The sequence below is a fragment of the Streptomyces sp. NPDC005899 genome (assembly GCF_040629645.1).
Lineage (GTDB): Bacteria > Actinomycetota > Actinomycetes > Streptomycetales > Streptomycetaceae > Streptomyces.
In genome coordinates this window covers 1-17,963 of record NZ_JBEXWB010000042.1, presented here as the reverse complement: position 1 = coordinate 17,963, position 17,963 = coordinate 1, and the positions used below count along the sequence as shown (strand labels likewise).

The following is a 17,963-nucleotide window of genomic DNA, read 5'->3' as shown; positions in this document are numbered from 1 at the left end:
TATTGGATGGTTGAACGATCATGCGGGTATGTATGGCGGCTCGTGCTCAGAAAGGAGCCGCCATATGGGGGTTGTCACTCCGGCCCACGACCGCCGGGCTTCCGCCTCTCTCTTCTCCCGCCTGCGGACCGCGAAGGGCCAGGCCGATCCCTCTCCGATCTACGCGGAGCTGCGGTCGAAGGGCGAGGTCGCTCCCGCACCGTGGGGAGGTTCCCTCGTCACGGGTTTCGCGATCTGCGACCAGGTCCTGCGCAGTCGTGACTGGCTCGAGCCCGACAGGCGATGGCGTGAACGGCAGGGTTCCGGCACGCGGTGGAACGCCCCCTCCTCACGGGAGATGAGCAACACCTTGGCCGCGCTCAATCCGCCCGAGCACACGCGGGTGCGCCGGGCGGCCGGCACATTCGACCGCGGGGCGGTGGAGCAGATCGGCCGGACGGTGTCCCGCACCACCGACCGGCTGCTCGACTCCCTCGCGGAGCGTCTGCGTCACGGCGAGGTCGATTTCGCCGCCCTGGTGGCCGAGGAACTCCCGGTCGCCACCATCGGTGAGTGGCTCGGCCTGCCCGCCGCCGACTGGCCCCGCCTGCGGGCCCTGACCCATGACCAGGTCTTCACCCAGGAGCTGCTGCCCTCGGCGAGCCAGCTGGCCGCGTCCGACGCGGCCACGGCCGAACTCCGTACCTACTTCACCGGCCTGGTGCGCGAGCGGCGCTCCCGCCCGGGCGACGACCCGGTCTCGGGATGGATACGGACGTGGGACTCCATAGAACCCGACCGCGACAAGGCCGACGAGCAGGTCTACCTCCTGGTCCTGTTCGTACTGCTGGCCGCCCTGGAAACCACCGCCACCCTCCTGACGACCATGACGCTCCTGCTGGTCGAGAGCCCGGAACGCTGGGCCCAGGTCGCCGACCACCCCGACCTGGTACCCGGATTCGTCGAGGAGACACTGCGCTACGACCCGCCCACCCACGTCATCAGCAGGGTCGCCGCCCAGGACTGCGTCCTCGGCGGCAGGGAGATCCGCCAGGACGAGATGGTCCACCTGATGGTGGGAGCGGCGCACCGGGACCCCGCCAGGCACAGCGACCCCGATCGGTTCGACCCCCGGCGCAAACCCGGCCACCTGGCCTTCAGCGGAGGCATCCACTACTGCCTCGGTGCACCACTGGCCCGTCTGGAGGCCCAGATCCTCCTCCGTCAGCTGATCCGGCGACTTCCCCGCCTCACCCTCGTACGCCGGCCGTCGATGGCGCCCCGGGTGGCGTTCCGGCGTCCCCTGAACCTGGATGTAGCCCTCGCATGACCGAAACGACCTGTTCTCCCGCTCGGCCCTTCCGCAAGGTGATACGCACGGAGCAGGACGGCCCCGTACTCCATGTCCGGCTCAATCCGTCCGAGCGGGACGACACATTGAGCGTCGCCGTCCTCGACGCTCTCGTCCAGCTGCTCGACGACCTGCACGAGCGGCCGGACATCAGGGTCCTGGTCCTGTCCTCCATGGGCGCCGACTTCTGTCTGGGAGCCGATCGCAACGAGTACCAGGCCGCCCTCGACGGCGATCCGACCGGAGCCGCGCTGCGCAGGATCGCGGACAGGGCCCACCGCCTGTGCCAGTCGCTGGAGAACACCCACGCGGTCACCATCGCCCGGCTGCACGGCCGTGTGATCGGGGCCGGACTCGCGCTCGCCTCGTTCTGCGACCTGCGCGCGGGTGCGGAGACCAGCCGCTTCCGCATGCCGGAGATCGGCGTCGGGCTCCCGCCGGCCTGGGGAGGAGCGATGGGCCGCCTGGTCTCCGAGGCCGGCGCCGCCCGGATCCGCGAACTGATGCTGACCTGCGACGTGTTCGACGCGGCGACCGCCCACCGGCTCGGCCTCCTGCACCGGACCGCCCCGCTCGACCAGCTGGACAAGGTCATCGAAGGCTGGACGAGGCCCCTCGTCCGGCGTGCGCCGGAGGCCCTCGTCCTGACCAAGCGGATGCTGGCCGGCTATGCGCGCGCCGACCGTGCGGCGGACGTCTCCCAACTGGACTCCCACCTTCTGACGGCACACCTCCACCGGCAGGTGAGCCAGGGGCAGGCCGGCTCCCGCTGAGACGCGCACGGGCTCGGCGGGTGTCCTCCGCGCCCGGGCCCCCGGCTTCGGTCGCTCTCGGGCCTTGCGCGGCCCGTGTCCAGGTCCGACGCCGACGAAGTCGGTGGCGGCGGCCGGTGAACGACCGCTGCCCCAGGGCCTTCCGCACGTGTTGTGCCCGGAGTGGCCCCAAGGCCTTCCACACGTGCTGCACCCGGAGTCGGGCGGGCCGGCCAGGGGAGGCCACAGGGGCGGAGCAGGCCCCGGGACGCTGTCGGCGAAGTGCCGAACTCCCTTGTCAGTGCCTCCCCATAGAGTCGGATCACTACTCGGGGAGCTCGGAGAAGGAGCATCAACATGTCCACGAACAAGATCCAGCACAAGGTGAACCACGTCGCGCTGGTGGTGGACTGTTCGGGTTCCATGCACCAGCACCAGAGTCAGCTCATCCGTGTCGTGGACGAGTTCGTGGCGGGCCTGAAAGCCGAGTCGGACAGCCTCGGCCACGAGACCCGGATCAGCCTCTACTCCTTCGACCACAGGGTGGAGAACCTGGTCTGGGACATGGACGTGAAACACCTGCCGTCCATGCGCGGGCTGTACCGGGTCAACAACGGGGCCACGGCCCTGATCGAGGCTTCCCTGAAGTCCCTGGACGACCTGGGGCACATCTGGGAGGAGTACGGCGAGCACAGCTTTCTCCAGATCGTGGTGACGGACGGCGAGGAGAACGCCTCCGGCGGCGACAGGCGCCATGACGGCGACATGACCATCCTCGGCCCGTGGCTCGACAAGATCGCGGCGAAGATGGGCGGGCTTCCGGGGCACTGGACCTCCGCCATCCTCGTCCCCAACTCCCTGGCGAAGCGCACCGCCCAGAACTACGGTTTCCCGGCCGGGAACATCGCCATCTGGGACGCGGATTCCCAGGAAGGCGTGGAGGAGGCGATCGGCACCGTGCGCGCCGCCGCCACCAGCTTCCTGCGCGGCCGTGAACAGGGCGTGCGCGGCACGAAGAACCTGTTCGCCGTCGGCCAGGACATATCGGTCGACGAGGTGCGGGCGAGCCTCGAACCGATCCCGGCCGACAAGTACCGTCTCCTGAAGGTGGACAAGGAGACGGAAATCCGCCCCTTCGTCGATTCGCATCCGGGGGTGACCTACCGACGCGGCTCCTGCTACTACCAGTTGGGCGCGCGGGCGCAGGTCCAGCCGAACAAGGAAGTCATCGTCGTCGAGAAGAACACCGACCGGGCCTACACGGGCGACGCCGCGCGGAGCCTGCTGTTCGGCACGGGGATTCGGGGAACCGTCTCGGTGAAGGCGGGGAACAACCCCGAGCTGGAGGTGTACGTCCAGAGCCGTTCGGTCAATCGCAAGCTCAAGCCGAACACGCGTCTGCTCGTCATGTTCTGATGCCGGAAGGCTCGCGGGGTGTGATGAGCAGCGGGGTGACACAGCTCGTGAAAAGCTCTCCCGGGCGCGGAGCCACAGCGCCGCCATGGCGGAAGCGGAAGGCCGGCCCCTGACCCAGCCGGTACCCCTGCGCGGCCCGCCCCTCCGGCCCGGCCTGTCCGGCGGAGGGAGGCCGTCACGACCGACGCCGTCGCCGGCCGGGTCGGCCCGCGCCGGGCGCGGGCGTAAGGAACGTCGGGTGAAAGGTCGCTCCGGCGCCGTCCTGCCACAGCCCGGTGCAGGGCAGGTGGCCGTGGGGCCGCGTTTCGACGGGCGTGGCGGCAAAGGTCGCGTGGTGGTCATTCCGCAATGCAAGCCGAAGGTCCGGGAAACCGCGAGCGGCAGTGCGACCCCTGTGGATAACTTTATCCACAGGGGTCGCGGAATGCGGCGGCCGGGGGGACCGTCGTGCCATGAACAAGCACCACGAACCCACCCGTCCGTCCGGCCAGCAGCAGATCACCCTGCGCAGCCCGGCCGAACTCGCCGACGCCCTCCCGTACCTGATGGGTTTCCACCCCGACGACAGCATCGTCATGGTGGCCCTGCACGGAGGCCGAGGCCGCTTCGGCGGCCGGCTCCGGCTGGGTATCCCCGCGTCCCCGCAGGAGTGGGCACCGATCGCCGACCAGCTCGCGACCTGCCTGGTGGCCGGAAGCGAGCGGCGTGAGGCGCGCCCCGACGCGATCGTCGTCTTTCTCTGCCAGGACCCCGCGGAGGGCGAGAGTGCCCACCAGGCGATGGAGCGGCTGCGGCCTCTCGCGCAGCGTCTGCGTACGGCCTGCGGGGCACTCGACGTCCCCGTCCTGGAAGCTCTCTGCATCTCCGACGGCCGCTACTGGTCGTACTGCTGCCCCGATGAACGCTGTTGTCCCCCAGAAGGGAACCCGCTGGCACTTCCCGGCACCACGGTGATGGCAGCGGCGGCCGCGTACGCGGGCATCCAGGTGCGGGGCTCCTTGCGAGACATGGAGAAGCGGCTGTCTCCCTTGGGCTCCGTGGCGGCCGAGGAGCAGGAACGCGCACTCCACTCGGCCGGAGCCGCACTCGTCCCGGAGATGCTCGACGTCGGGGGCCGGGGCGAGGTCGCGGCCCGCACGCTGGCTCTCGCCCGCGAGCTCATGGAGCGGCTCGGACGGGCGCCGGCGGTGGCTCCGGCCGAGGCGGACCCGCGTGACGACCGCCTGATCGAGGCGGACCAGGCCGCGGCCGTGATCCTCGGCCTGCAGGACCGCGAGACGAGGGACAGGGCAGCGGAGTGGATGGAGGGCCGCGAGGCGGAGACGGCGCTGCGCCTGTGGCGCGCGCTCGCCCGCCGCTGCGTCGGTCCGTACAGGGACCACTCCGCCGCACCCCTGACCTTGGCGGGATGGGTCTCATGGTCCACCGGCGACGAGGCGGGGGCTCGTGTGGCGCTCGGGCTCGCCCTGCGTGCCGACCCCGGCTACACGTTCGCCCAACTCCTCCACCAGGCATGCAACCAGGGCCTCGACCCGGAGACGCTGCGCCGCTGCCTTCGGGAGGAAGGCCGCCTGCGCGCGGTGCCCGGCGTGCCCGGCGCCTGTGGCGGACCGGACCGAAGGTCCACGGCTGCGGGAGCCCCCCGCCCGGCGCCCGGGAGCACATCGGGTGGCGCGCGCGGGAGGAGCGCCGGCTCCCCGTCCGGTCCCGCCGTTCGCCCGGGCCAGGCCGCTTCCCGCCGGCGGGCCCGTGACGGCAGGCGGCAGGGGCGTCGAGGTGCCGGGAGCAGTCGGTGACGGACGGCCGCCGGCCCGGAGCCCTGCCGGGGACCGGGCGCAAAGGCGGCGCGACGGCGGACGAGGAACGCGGGAACGACACCGCGAAGGGAGTGTTTATCGTCAGGCAGACGACTATGATTCCGGCATGCCGCCCTACGACCCGTCGACCTTCCCGCCCTTCGCCGTCACCGTCGACCTGGTTGTGCTCACAGTGCGCCGTCACGCACTCTGCGCCCTGGTGGTGCGCCGGGGAGAGCCCCCCTTCCAGGGGAGGTGGGCACTGCCGGGCGGTTTCGTCAGGATCGACGAGGATCTCGCTGCCGCGGCAGCGCGTGAACTCGTGGAGGAGACGGGGCTCTGCGCCCACGATCCGTCCACCCCCTCCGTCGGCAACGGCGCTCATCTGGAGCAGTTGGCCACGTACGGGGATCCGGGACGTGACCCCCGGATGAGGGTCGTCAGCGTCGCGCACCTCGCGCTGGCGCCGGACCTCCCCGCGCCGCGCGCGGGCGGCGACGCGAACAGCGCGCGCTGGGCGCCCGTCGACGACCTGCTCGGATCCGGCGGAGGCTTTGCCGGGGAGGCCGGGCAGTCCGTGCCGCTGGCCTTCGACCACGCGCGGATCCTCGCCGACGGGGTGGAGCGGGCGCGCTCCAAGATCGAGTACTCCTCGTTGGCCACTGCGTTCTGCCCGCCCGAGTTCACTGTCGGTGAGTTGCGCAGGGTGTACGAGGCGGTGTGGGGTGTCGTCCTGGATCCCCGCAACTTCCACCGCAAGGTGACCGGCACGCCCGGCTTCCTGGTGCCGTCCGGAGGGACCACCACGCGGCAGGGAGGGCGCCCCGCGCAACTCTTCCGGGCCGGGGCGGCGACCGTGCTCAATCCACCGATGCTGAGGCCCGAGGTCTGAGCCGGCACGGGACGCGGGGCGGCCGCGGGGCGGGTGCGGGACGGCGGTTCGTGCCCACGGAACGCGCAACGAGACCCGGGTGCCACAAAAGTCCCAAATGTCGCGTTATCTTGCTGAGGAACCTACCCTGCCGCCGAGCGGTCATCCTCCGCGAGAGAAGCGATGCTCCAGGCCATCGGACTCACCAGCGCCCCCCGCCGCGACCTCCCTCCCGTCGTGGACGACCTGACCTTCGAAGCCCCGCCCGGCCGTGTGACCGCGCTCCTCGGTGCGCCGGGCGCCGGCAAGACGACGGCCCTCCGCCTGATGCTCGAACTCGAAGCCGGGCGGGGCGTCGCCTACTTCCGGGGGCGACCGCTGCACCGCATCCGTCATCCCGCCCGCGAGGTCGGCGTGCTGCTCGGCGACGTGCCGGGGCACCCGGCGCGTACCGCCAGGGGCCAGTTGCGCATGCTCTGCGCCGCCGCCGGGGTACCCGCCTCGCGCGCCGACGAACTGCTGGAGGTCGTGGGGCTCGCAGGGCTCGGTGATCAGCGCCTGGCCACGCTCTCGGCCGGTATGGACCGCCGGTTGGGTCTCGCCTCCGCGCTGCTCGGTGATCCGCACACGCTCGTGCTCGACGAACCCGCCCGGGGCCTTTCGCCGCGGGAGAGGAGCTGGCTGTACGGGCTGCTGCGCGCACACGCCGCCGAGGGCGGCACCGTCCTGCACGCCACCGGCGATCCGAAGGAGGCCGCGCGCACGGCCGACCGCGTGGTCACCATCGACGAAGGCCGTCTCGTCGCCGACCAGGACGTAGCCGCCTTCTCGCGCACCCGGCTGCGCCCCCGGGTCGCCGTGCGGACCCCGCATGCCGCGCGGTTGGCCGCCGTGGTGAGCAGCGAGGCACGCGCCGCCCGGCGTTCGGTCGAAGTGGTGGCCGAGGACAGCAGCCGTCTGTCCGTGTACGGCAGCAGCTGCGCGGAGATCGGTGACACGGCGTACCGGCACGGGGTGCCCGTGCACCAACTCGCGGACGAGACGGGTGACGCGGGCCCGCTCGCGGCCGGAGCCCAAGGAGGCCGCCCGCCGGTCCCCAGGCCCGCTTCGGCCGTCGCCGTGTCCGAACTGCCCCCGCCCATCACCGTCCGGCCGGCCCGCGGCCCCCTCCGCCCTCTGCGCTACGAACTGCGCCGTCTCTTCGGAGTCAGGACAACGACCCTGCTCATGGCGGCCGTTCTGGTCGCCTCGGTGTGCATCTCCGTGCCGCTGGCCCGTTCCGGCCGTACGCCGCTCCCCGAACTGCTGGCCGCGTGGCCCGGTCTGCTGCCCCTGCCGCCCGCCGCGTTCGGAGCCGGCCTGCTGGGAGCCCTCGCGTTCGGCGACGAGTTCCGCTACCCGGCTCTGGCCGCGGGGCGGGGGACGGTGCCCCGGCGCCTGGGCCTGCTGTTCGCCAAGCTGGTCGTCTCCGCCGGTGTCGCCCTGCTGCTCGCCGTGCTGTCGGTGCTGGTGAACGCCGAGGCGCTGCGCCTCGTCTACGGCGGCGACTTGGTGGCGACGCCGGCGGATGCCACCCGGCTCGCGGCCGGTTGGGCGGGACTGTCGGTCGGCTGCGCCTGGGCGGGGCTGCTGGCGGCCGGAGTCTTCCGGCTGGCCGCCGCCGGCGTCGCCGCGGTGCTCGCCGTACCGGTCCTGGTCGTTCCGCTGATGCGGCGGGTGCTCGCGGAGCCGTCCACCCGTTCGATCACCGGGCTTCCCGGCCGGCTCCGTGAGCTCTCATGGCTGGAGTGGCCCTACCAGGCGGACCGGTGGGCCATGGCCGTCGTGCGGGTCGTGGCCCATCCCGTGGGCCTGGCGCTCTGCCTGTCGTTGACGGTCCTGATCTGCGCGTACGCGTTCACCGGGCTTCGAGGCAGGGCCCGTTGGTGATCGGTGGGCGGGTCCCGGAACACGGCGTGCGGTGATCGACATGAAAACGCGCTATTCCTGGGCAAACCGCGTCAATTGAGAGGTGGGCACTGATCACCCTTTCGTGTGCTTTTCACCAAAGACCTCAAGGGGCGGCCGAGCCAGGCCGACAAAGGATGCGTGAGTACCCTTGCGCATACCATGATGACCGCCGCCCGCTCCGCCGACTCCGGCATTGCCGATCCGGGCGAAATCGACCGCTATCCGTACACCGAGACGCCGACCGGTGAGCGTGCCGCGCTGCGTCCTTGGGGCGGTGCCGAATCCGATCTCGGGCGGGCCGGCCGACGTGGCGCGGCCAGTCGCGGCCGCGGACTCCACGGGCAACTGGTCCAGCAACTGGGTCAGATGATCGTGTCCGGTGACCTCGGCGCCGACCGGCCGCTCGTGCCGGAGGAGATCGGCCAGCGTTTCGAGGTCTCGCGCACCGTTGTGAGGGAGTCCCTGCGCGTTCTCGAGGCCAAGGGCCTGGTCAGTGCCCGGCCCAACGTGGGCACCCGTGTCCGGCCGGTCAGCGACTGGAATCTTCTGGACGCCGACATCATCGAATGGAGGGCCTTCGGGCCCCAGCGGGACGATCAGCGCCGTGAGCTGGTCGAGCTCCGATGGACGATCGAGCCGCTCGCCGCCCGGCTGGCGGCCGGCCAGGGGCGGGAGGACATCCAGCAACGCCTCGGCGAGATGATCGAGATCATGGGGCACGCGATGGGGCAGGGGGACACGATCACGTTCTCGCGTGCGGACGCGGAGTTCCACTCCCTGCTCATCCAGGCCGCTGGTAACCGCATGCTCGAGCACCTTTCCGGCATCGTGTCGGCCGCCCTGCACGTGTCCGGCGGGCCCGTCACGGGCTGCGACCGGCCCGCAGAGACCTCTCTCGGGCATCACGCGCGAATCGTGGCGGCGCTCGCGGCGGGGGACTGCTCGGGCGCGGAGGCGGCGATGCGCCAACTGCTCGTCGGTCACCCCGACGGCGAGCGAGTGGTCCCGGCGCCGCGCGAGCACTGAGTACTCCGCGGTTCGCCGCGCGCACGGTGCCCGGCAGGCCGGGGCGTGCGCACCGATGCCGTGCCGCCGGGTCCTCCGGCCCGGCGGCATAATTGTACGTATATATGGCTTCTGGTTCCGTATGCCGCAGGCGGGGGTGTGACTGGGGCCACGTGAATTGGCCGTAACACTCCTCGGAACAGGGCGATGACCTAAGAGGTGACCGCCGCGGAAGGAATACAGCAGCTGCACAGCGCGCTGTGCAGTTCCGAGGCCAAGCCCGCGCCGTCGGCGACATCCCCAGCCGCCGGTCGTCGGTTCCAGCCCCCCGGGCGGGACCGGAAGCCGTTTCCATCGTTCCGAGAGGTTGTTCGTGTCGGCCAGCACATCCCGTACGCTCCCGCCGGAGATCGCCGAGTCCGCATCCGTGATGGCGCTCATCGAGCGGGGAAAGGCTGATGGGCAGATCGCCGGCGATGACGTGCGTCGGGCCTTCGAGGCTGACCAGATTCCGCCAACCCAGTGGAAGAACGTTCTGCGCAGCCTCAACCAGATCCTCGAGGAAGAGGGTGTGACGCTGATGGTCAGTGCCGCGGAGTCGCCTAAGCGCGCCCGCAAGAGCGTCGCAGCGAAGAGCCCGGTCAAGCGCACCGCCAGCAAGACGGTCGCGGCCAAGACGACCGTGACGCGGACCGTCGCGGCCGCCGCGGCCCCGGCGGCCGAGAGCGCGGACCCGGCGGCTGACGACGCTGCCGTGGCCGCCCCCGCGAAGAAGGCCGCAGCCAAGAAGACAGTCGCCAAGAAGGCCGTGGCGAAGAAGACCGCGGCGAAGAAGACCACGGCCAAGAAGGCCGGCAAGCAGGACGACGAGCTCCTCGACGGTGACGAGGCGCCCGAAGAGGTGAAGGCCGGCAAGGGCGAGGAGGAGGAGGGCGAAGGCGAGAACAAGGGCTTCGTCCTCTCCGACGACGACGAGGACGACGCGCCCGCGCAGCAGGTCGCCGTCGCCGGCGCCACGGCCGACCCGGTCAAGGACTACCTCAAGCAGATCGGCAAGGTTCCCCTCCTCAACGCCGAGCAGGAGGTCGAGCTCGCCAAGCGCATCGAGGCCGGCCTGTTCGCCGAGGACAAGCTCGCCAACGCGGACAAGCTCGCGCCGAAGCTCAAGCGCGAACTGGAGATCATCGCCGAGGACGGCCGCCGGGCCAAGAACCACCTGCTGGAGGCCAACCTCCGTCTCGTGGTCTCGCTGGCCAAGCGCTACACGGGCCGCGGCATGCTCTTCCTGGACCTGATCCAGGAGGGCAACCTCGGTCTCATCCGCGCGGTGGAGAAGTTCGACTACACCAAGGGCTACAAGTTCTCGACGTATGCCACCTGGTGGATCCGGCAGGCGATCACCCGCGCCATGGCCGACCAGGCCCGCACGATCCGCATCCCGGTGCACATGGTCGAGGTCATCAACAAGCTCGCGCGGGTGCAGCGCCAGATGCTCCAGGACCTGGGCCGCGAGCCCACCCCGGAGGAGCTGGCCAAGGAGCTCGACATGACCCCTGAGAAGGTCATCGAGGTCCAGAAGTACGGCCGCGAGCCGATCTCCCTCCACACCCCGCTGGGTGAGGACGGGGACAGCGAGTTCGGTGACCTCATCGAGGACTCCGAGGCGGTCGTCCCGGCCGACGCGGTCAGCTTCACCCTTCTCCAGGAGCAGCTCCACTCCGTTCTCGACACGCTCTCCGAGCGCGAGGCCGGTGTGGTGTCGATGCGCTTCGGCCTCACGGACGGCCAGCCCAAGACGCTGGACGAGATCGGCAAGGTCTACGGCGTGACGCGTGAGCGCATCCGGCAGATCGAGTCCAAGACGATGTCCAAGCTGCGCCACCCGTCGCGCTCGCAGGTGCTGCGCGACTACCTCGACTAGACGTCGGGGAGTGGACACGACCGGTGCCCCGGACCTGTCACAGGTCCGGGGCACCGGTCTGTCACGCGTGTGCGCGGCACGGGCACGTCGTGCGGGCGGTACGAGACGTCGTCCGGGCGGCACGGGCAGGTCGTGCGGGCGGTGCCGGGCACAGATACGTCACGCGTGCGGTGCGGGCACGGATACGTCACGCGTGCGGGTGCGGCCGGTATCCGCGCGGATGACGCTGGGTGGGCATCGTTCACCTGACGTCAGGAGTTCCCATGCCCCGCGTAGGCGCCCGCCTGCTCACCGTGACCACCGCACTCGCGGCCGTGACCGCCGTGATACCCCTCGGCCCGTCGGCACCGGCCGCCGCGGACAGCATCATCGTCGGTGGCCGTCCCGTCCCGGTGGCGGCCAGTCCCTGGACCGTGGCACTGGCCAGCCGTGACCGGTTCGGGGGAACCCGGGCGGGTCAGTTCTGCGGTGGAGTGGCCGTGGCGCCGGCCACGGTGCTGACGGCCGCGCACTGCCTGCGGGAGGACGTGCTCGGGTCCGGCGTCTCCCAGGTGACCGATCTGCGGGTCATCGCCGGCCGGGACGAGCTGAACGGGCCGGGCGGTCAGGAGATACCGGTCCGGTCCGCCTGGGTCAACCCCGCCTACGACTCCGCCACGCACGCGGGCGATCTCGCCGTCCTCACCCTGGCCGGCCCGCTGCCGGCCGACAGCGTCATACCGATGGCGGCCGCCGGGGACACGGCCTACGCACCGGGGACCGCGGCGACGGTGTACGGCTGGGGGGACACCACGGGCTTCGGCGCGTACGCGTCGATGCTGTACGCCGCCGACGTGGACGTGCTCAGTAACGGCGACTGCTCCCGCGCGTACCCCGGCGGCCCGAGGGGGGCGTACGACGCCTCGGCGATGCTCTGCGCCGGAAAGGCGGCGGGAGGGCGCGACGCGTGCCAGGGGGACAGCGGAGGGCCGCTGGTGGCCCGTGGGCGGCTCGTGGGGCTGGTGTCGTGGGGCAACGGCTGCGGGAGCCCGACCGCTCCCGGGGTGTACACCCGCGTCTCCGCGGCGATCCGGTGGATGGCCGCCCGGAACTGAGCGGGGTCCCGCCGCGCGGTCGTCCCCGTCGGGTGCCGCGTAGGGATCCCCGGTCCGCCGAGCACCGCTCGAAGGACGACGAGAACGGGCGGCCTCCCCATGGGAGACCGCCCGTCGGCCGGTGTGCTGGACCGAACCCTGGCTCGTCGTGGATGCGAGGTGTCAGTGCTCCTCGTCGGCGGCAGCGGCCTGCACGGCTGTGAGCCGATCCGTCTCATCCTGTATTTCCGCGGCGATCTTCTTGAGTTCCGGCTCGAACTTGCGCCCGTGGTGGGCGCAGAAGAGCAGTTCACCGCCACTGATCAGGACGACGCGCAGATAGGCCTGGGCGCCGCAACGGTCACAGCGGTCTGCTGCGGTCAGCGGGCTCGCGGGGGTCAGAACAGTAGTCACGTCGCCTCTTCTCTAGCTCGACGAGCTGTCGTACCAGGGTCAACATCCAACCAGGCCGAAAACGTTCCCGCTCGTGGCTTTTATTCGAAACTTCTTCTCAGGATGGCTGTCTGTTGCCGGTTGGCGGCGAATGTGCCGTATTGCGTAGCGCTACGGTTTCGCGTTGCTTGTGTGGGACTTGCTTCCGGGGGGACGGTCCGCCGGCTGGCTTGCCGGTTGTTCATGAGGACGTGCCCGGAGCCTAAATGGTTCATGCGTCGAAGGGAACGTGATGTGCACGTCACCTCAACGAGTGATCGAACGTCCATGCGAGGCTGGACTAGCATAAGGATTCCCCCCTGGGTGGCGTCACAACCGCTCTACCAGGCATCGGTAGGCTCTCAGCGGCTACCGAGGCCGAGCCCGCCACCGACTGGGCCCCACTTGAAATTCAGCGAGGAGCGAACCGCGTGACCGCCGATTCCGTGCCGTCCACTGCGCTGCTGACCGGAGCAGGCGGCTCAGACAGGGACAGCTCCAACTACACCGCGCGGCATCTTCTCGTGCTGGAGGGGCTCGAAGCGGTCCGCAAGCGGCCCGGCATGTACATCGGGTCCACGGACAGCCGGGGCCTCATGCACTGCCTCTGGGAGATCATCGACAACTCCGTCGACGAAGCACTCGGAGGCCACTGCGACGCGATCGAGGTGATCCTGCACGACGACTCCTCCGTCGAGGTCCGCGACAACGGCCGGGGCATCCCGGTCGACGTGGAGCCCAAGACGGGCCTCTCCGGCGTCGAGGTCGTCATGACCAAGCTGCACGCCGGCGGGAAGTTCGGCGGCGGCTCCTACGCGGCCTCCGGCGGGCTCCACGGCGTCGGCGCCTCGGTCGTGAACGCGCTCTCCGCGCGACTGGACGTCGAGGTGGACCGCAACGGCGCCACTCACGCGATCAGTTTCCGGCGCGGCGTCCCGGGCATGTTCACGGAGCAGGGACCGGACAGCCCCTTCGACCCGGCCAACGGCCTGCGCAAGGGGAAGAGGGTGCCCAAGACGCGTACGGGCACGCGGGTGCGGTTCTGGGCGGACCGGCAGATCTTCCTCAAGGACGCCAAGCTCAATCTGGATACCCTCTACCAGCGCGCCCGCCAGACGGCTTTCCTCGTGCCGGGCCTGACCATCGTGGTGCGCGACGAGCGCGGCATCGACGGCGAGGGCAAGACCGAGGAGACCTTCCGCTTCGACGGGGGCATCAGCGAGTTCTGCGAGTACCTCGCGCAGGACAAGGCCGTCTGCGACGTCCAGCGCCTGACCGGGACGGGGACCTTCAAGGAGACCGTGCCGGTCCTGGACGACCGGGGCCACATGACGGCGACCGAGGTCACCCGGGAACTGGGCGTCGACATCGCGTTGCGCTGGGGCACCGGGTACGACACGACGGTCCGGTCGTTCGTCAACATCATCGCCACCCCCAAGGGCGGCACCCATGTGTCCGGTTTCGAGCGCTCGCTCACGAAGACCGTCAACGAGGCGCTGCGCTCCGCCAAGCTGCTCCGCGTCGCCGAGGACGACATCGTCAAGGACGACGCCCTGGAAGGCCTCACCGCGGTCGTGACCGTGCGGCTGGCGGAGCCGCAGTTCGAGGGCCAGACCAAGGAGGTCCTGGGCACGTCGGCGGCCAACCGCATCGTGGCCAACGTCGTCGCCAAGGAGCTGAAGGCGTTCCTGACCTCCACCAAGCGTGACGCGAAGGCCCAGGCCAGGGCCGTGCTGGACAAGGCGGTCGCCGCGGCGCGCACCCGGATCGCGGCCCGCCAGCACAAGGACGCGCAGCGTCGCAAGACCGCGCTCGAGTCCTCCTCGCTGCCCGCCAAGCTCGCGGACTGCCGTAGCGACGACGTGGAGCGCAGCGAGCTCTTCATCGTGGAGGGCGACTCCGCGCTGGGTACGGCGAAGCTGGCCCGGAACAGCGAGTTCCAGGCGCTGCTGCCGATCCGGGGCAAGATCCTCAACGTCCAGAAGGCCTCGGTCTCGGACATGCTCAAGAACGCCGAGTGCGGGGCGATCATCCAGGTCATAGGGGCGGGGTCCGGCCGCACCTTCGACATCGACGCCGCGCGGTACGGCAAGATCGTGCTGCTGGTGGACGCCGACGTGGACGGCGCGCACATCCGCATCCTGCTGCTGACGCTCTTCCAGCGGTACATGCGGCCGATGGTCGAGGCGGGGCGGGTCTTCGCCGCCGTGCCCCCGCTGCACCGCATCGAGCTGGTCCAGCCCAAGAAGGGCCAGGACAAGTACGTCTACACCTACTCCGACAACGAGCTGCGCCAGACCCTGCTGGAGTTCCAGCGGAAGAACATCCGCTTCAAGGACTCGATCCAGCGCTACAAGGGCCTGGGCGAGATGGACGCGGACCAGCTGGCGGAGACGACGATGGACCCGCGCCACCGCACCCTGCGGCGGATCAACATCGGTGACCTCGAATCCTCCGAGCAGGTGTTCGACCTCCTCATGGGCAACGAGGTCGCGCCCCGTAAGGAGTTCATCACCAGCTCCGCGGCCACGCTGGACCGCTCACGCATCGACGTCTGACGTCTCCGCCCGCGGGTGGAGCTGTAGCCTCCACCCGCGGGCGGCCCGTGAGCCGATCCGCTGATCTCCATCCCTCCGTGGCGTCGACGGCGTCGCACCGCTCCGCCGCCCGGGGACCGCTTTGTCAGGGGTCCTCGGTGTCCCGGTGGCCGTCGTCACGGGTGCCGTGCTCGTCGCCGTGCGCCACTGCTCCGTCGCGACGGGAAGCGCCGTGGGTGCTGCCCGGCTGCCCGGCTGCCCGGCGCCCCGTTGCTCGTCGCTGTGCGTGACGGTGCGGGTGGAAGGGGCGCGTGTGGCGCCGCCGGTACGCGGACGGGCCGGCCGTCCAGGAAAGTGCGCCCGACCGGGGGTCCCGGAAGCGGCCTCGAAACCGTGGTCGGGCGGCCGATCGTGATCACCGAGGACCTGCCCGCCACGGAGATCGCGCGCATCCCGCACATCGCGTGGGCGACGTGTACACGCACATCGACGATCCCCTCCGCAGGACAGGCGCACGCGGCGGAAGGCACGTAGTGCGCTACGCGTACGGCCGGGTCCTCGCACGGCCGCCCTGGGCAACCTTCACCTGAAATGGTGAAGCCAGGCGAATGAACTGCCCGAGATCCGCCCAGTCTGCCCATTCTTGGCTACGCGGCCGGAGAGGCCTGCGGACAAGGGAGTTGTTCGGGTGGACAAGGAAGCAGGGCCGGACGCCGCACGGATGCGGCTCGACGACCCCTGGTACGACGCGCCGGCCCAAGGGTGGGGTGAGCCGGGCGGCCCCGGGCCCGTCCCGGCCGACGCCGGGGCCTGGCCCGCGGCGGAGCGCGGCCACACCGCTGCCGACGTCTACCTGGAGGTCCAGCGCAGTCCCGCGTTCCGCGAGGTGCGCCGCCGCTACCGGCGGTTCGTGATCCCGGCGGCGGTCGCCTTCCTCCTCTGGTACCTCGCCTACGTCGTCGCGGCCACCACGGCTCCCGGCCTGATGTCGCGCCCTGTCGCGGGGGCCCTCAACGTGGCGATGGTCGCGGGCCTGGGGCAGTTCCTCAGCACCTTCCTGCTCACCTGGGCCTACGCGCGCCACGCCCGCCTGCACCGGGACCGGGCCGCGCTCGAACTGCGCTGGGACACCCAGGAGATGACGAGAGGGGTCGAGCGGTGATCGGGGACCACCAGTCGCTGGCGCTCCTCCTGTTCGGCGCGTTCGTCGCAGTGACCCTGGGTATCACCACGTGGGTGAGCCGGAACAGGCAGGGTTCCGCGGAGGAGTTCTACGCGGGCGGGCGGCTGTTCTCCCCCCTGGAGAACGGATTCGCCATCGCGGGCGACTACATGTCCGCCGCGTCGTTCCTCGGCATCTCGGGACTCATCGCGCTCTTCGGTTACGACGGCATGCTCTACTCGGTCGGCTTCCTCGTCGCCTGGCTCGTCGTCCTGCTCCTCGTGGCCGAACTGGTGCGCAACTGCGGGCGGTTCACGTTGGCCGACGTCGTCGCGGCACGCATGGCCGAGCGCCCGGTACGCACCGCCGTGGGCATCTCGTCGGTCACCGTCTCCGTGCTGTACCTGGTGGCCCAGATGGTGGGAGCGGGCAGCCTGGTCGCGCTGCTGCTCGGTGGCACCGGTGACACCGCGAGGTCCTGGACCGTGGTCGGCGTCGGGGCGCTCATGGTGGTCTACGTGTCCCTCGGCGGGATGCGGGCCACCACGTGGATCCAGGTCGTGAAGGCCGTCCTGCTGATGGCGGGCGCCGTGGCGCTCACCGTGCTCGTGCTCGTGCGCTTCCACGGCGACGTCAACGCCCTCCTCGACTCCGCGGCCGGACGCAGCGGCCACGGCGAGAGGTTCCTCTCCCCGGGCCTCCGCTACGGCGGGGACTGGACTGCGCGTCTGGACTTCATCAGCCTGGGGCTGGCGCTGGTGCTCGGCACGGCGGGCCTGCCGCACATCCTGTCGCGCTTCTACACCGTGCCCACCGCCCGGGCCGCCCGGAGGTCCGTCGTCTGGTCCATCGGGCTCATCGGCGGCTTCTACCTGATGACGATCGTGCTGGGGTTCGGAGCGGCCGCGCTGGTCGGATCCGCCGAGGTCCGGGCGTCCAACGCCTCCGGCAACACGGCCGTTCCGCTACTGGCGCTCGAACTGGGCGGAGGGGAGGGGTCCACGGGCGGGACGGTTCTGTTCGCGGTCGTCGCCGCCGTCGCCTTCGCGACGATCCTGGCCGTCGTCGCGGGTATCACCCTCGCCTCCTCCGCCTCCGTCGCCCATGACCTCTACGCCTCACTGCGGCGCCCGGGGGCGAGGCAGCGCAGCGAGGTGGGTGTGGCCAGGGTGGCGGCCGCGGGCGTGGGAGTGGTCGCGATCGCACTGGGCCTCCTCGCCCAGGACCTCAACGTCGCCTTCCTGGTGGGACTGGCCTTCGCCGTCGCGGCGTCGGCCAACCTCCCCGCCCTGCTGTACTCGCTGTTCTGGCGGAACTTCACCACGCGGGGGGCGGTCTGGGCCGTGTACGGCGGTCTGATCCCCGCCGTCCTTCTCGTTCTGCTGTCGCCGGTCGTCTCGGGTGCGCCGTCCGCCCTCTTCCCGGGAGTGGATTTCCAGCTCTTCCCCTTGGAGAACCCGGGTCTGGTGTCCATTCCCGCCGGGTTCCTCGCAGGATGGATCGGCACCGTGACGTCCGCCGGGACGCCGGACGCGGGCAAGCACGCCGAGACGGAGGTCCGGTCGCTCACGGGAGCGGGGGCGGCGTAGACGACGGCGGGGGGCGGAGCCGCGGATCACCGGTTGCCGGTCCGCGGGCCTGTTTCCCGAGGGCGGCCCGCCCAGGGCGGCCCGGGCCCCACGGCGCCTGCCGCCACCCGCCGCGCACGGTGAGGTGGC

The 17,963-nt window shown here is 70.9% G+C and carries 13 protein-coding genes; 12 read left to right on the top strand and 1 reads right to left on the bottom strand.

Annotated elements, in window-relative coordinates:
- The first annotated feature begins 64 nt into the window (after positions 1-64).
- From ABZ371_RS08410 to ABZ371_RS08370, 9 genes are all read left to right on the top strand, one after another.
- Positions 65-1,309, top strand: coding sequence for a cytochrome P450 (locus tag ABZ371_RS08410; RefSeq protein WP_358675308.1), 1,245 nt, complete (start codon positions 65-67; stop codon positions 1,307-1,309).
- A complete protein-coding gene (locus tag ABZ371_RS08405) occupies positions 1,306-2,103 on the top strand; it encodes an enoyl-CoA hydratase/isomerase family protein (RefSeq protein WP_358675305.1) in 798 nt (265 codons plus the stop codon). Before ABZ371_RS08410 ends, ABZ371_RS08405 begins: the two co-directional genes overlap by 4 nt.
- 336 nt (positions 2,104-2,439) lie before the next feature.
- Entirely contained in the window at positions 2,440-3,498 is a 1,059-nt protein-coding gene (locus ABZ371_RS08400) for a vWA domain-containing protein (protein ID WP_358675303.1), read from the top strand.
- A gap of 452 nt (positions 3,499-3,950) precedes the next feature.
- The gene (locus ABZ371_RS08395; protein WP_358675301.1) at positions 3,951-5,294 is read left to right on the top strand and encodes a DUF4192 domain-containing protein; all 1,344 of its coding nucleotides are present in this window, start codon (positions 3,951-3,953) and stop codon (positions 5,292-5,294) included.
- Positions 5,295-5,421: 127 nt separating this feature from the next.
- Complete coding sequence (locus ABZ371_RS08390; protein WP_358675299.1) at positions 5,422-6,186, top strand: NUDIX domain-containing protein; 765 nt, start codon at positions 5,422-5,424, stop codon at positions 6,184-6,186.
- Between the two features lie 162 nt (positions 6,187-6,348).
- Complete coding sequence (locus ABZ371_RS08385; RefSeq protein ID WP_358675296.1) at positions 6,349-8,094, top strand: ATP-binding cassette domain-containing protein; 1,746 nt, start codon at positions 6,349-6,351, stop codon at positions 8,092-8,094.
- Between the two features lie 180 nt (positions 8,095-8,274).
- A complete protein-coding gene (locus ABZ371_RS08380; RefSeq protein WP_358675337.1) occupies positions 8,275-9,141 on the top strand; it encodes a FadR/GntR family transcriptional regulator in 867 nt (288 codons plus the stop codon).
- A 352-nt stretch (positions 9,142-9,493) separates the two neighbouring features.
- Positions 9,494-11,041, top strand: coding sequence for an RNA polymerase sigma factor (locus ABZ371_RS08375; protein WP_358675293.1), 1,548 nt, complete (start codon positions 9,494-9,496; stop codon positions 11,039-11,041).
- 263 nt (positions 11,042-11,304) lie between these two features.
- On the top strand, positions 11,305-12,135 hold the full coding sequence (locus ABZ371_RS08370) for a serine protease (protein ID WP_358675290.1): 831 nt from the start codon (positions 11,305-11,307) through the stop codon (positions 12,133-12,135).
- A gap of 162 nt (positions 12,136-12,297) precedes the next feature.
- On the opposite strand, the gene ABZ371_RS08365 is transcribed toward ABZ371_RS08370, so the two are convergent.
- Positions 12,298-12,528: a hypothetical protein gene (locus ABZ371_RS08365; protein ID WP_358675288.1), complete on the bottom strand. Its 231-nt coding sequence runs from the start codon at positions 12,526-12,528 to the stop codon at positions 12,298-12,300.
- 449 nt (positions 12,529-12,977) lie between these two features.
- Here ABZ371_RS08365 and ABZ371_RS08360 point away from each other — a divergent pair, with 449 nt between their 5' ends.
- The 3 genes from ABZ371_RS08360 (at position 12,978) to ABZ371_RS08350 (ending at position 17,834) form a co-directional block, all read left to right on the top strand.
- Complete coding sequence (locus ABZ371_RS08360) at positions 12,978-15,104, top strand: DNA topoisomerase IV subunit B (RefSeq protein WP_358675285.1); 2,127 nt, start codon at positions 12,978-12,980, stop codon at positions 15,102-15,104.
- Positions 15,105-15,771: 667 nt separating this feature from the next.
- Positions 15,772-16,245 carry a DUF485 domain-containing protein gene (locus ABZ371_RS08355; RefSeq protein WP_358675282.1) on the top strand — a complete coding sequence of 158 codons (474 nt, stop codon included), beginning with the start codon at positions 15,772-15,774 and terminating at the stop codon, positions 16,243-16,245.
- Positions 16,242-17,834, top strand: a complete 1,593-nt coding sequence (locus ABZ371_RS08350; RefSeq protein WP_358675279.1) for a cation acetate symporter — start codon at positions 16,242-16,244, stop codon at positions 17,832-17,834. The genes ABZ371_RS08355 and ABZ371_RS08350 overlap by 4 nt, the downstream gene beginning before the upstream one ends.
- The last annotated feature ends 129 nt before the right edge of the window (positions 17,835-17,963 follow it).

Bases quoted from the DNA above. Each gene is read 5' to 3' on its own strand.
- ABZ371_RS08385 (WP_358675296.1), top strand. From the start codon at position 6,349: ATGCTCCAGGCCATCGGACTCACCAGCGCCCCCCGCCGCGACCTCCCT.
- ABZ371_RS08380 (WP_358675337.1), top strand. From the start codon at position 8,275: ATGATGACCGCCGCCCGCTCCGCCGACTCCGGCATTGCCGATCCGGGC.
- ABZ371_RS08395 (WP_358675301.1), top strand. From the start codon at position 3,951: ATGAACAAGCACCACGAACCCACCCGTCCGTCCGGCCAGCAGCAGATC.
- ABZ371_RS08390 (WP_358675299.1), top strand. From the start codon at position 5,422: ATGCCGCCCTACGACCCGTCGACCTTCCCGCCCTTCGCCGTCACCGTC.
- ABZ371_RS08400 (WP_358675303.1), top strand. From the start codon at position 2,440: ATGTCCACGAACAAGATCCAGCACAAGGTGAACCACGTCGCGCTGGTG.
- ABZ371_RS08410 (WP_358675308.1), top strand. From the start codon at position 65: ATGGGGGTTGTCACTCCGGCCCACGACCGCCGGGCTTCCGCCTCTCTC.
- ABZ371_RS08405 (WP_358675305.1), top strand. From the start codon at position 1,306: ATGACCGAAACGACCTGTTCTCCCGCTCGGCCCTTCCGCAAGGTGATA.
- ABZ371_RS08370 (WP_358675290.1), top strand. From the start codon at position 11,305: ATGCCCCGCGTAGGCGCCCGCCTGCTCACCGTGACCACCGCACTCGCG.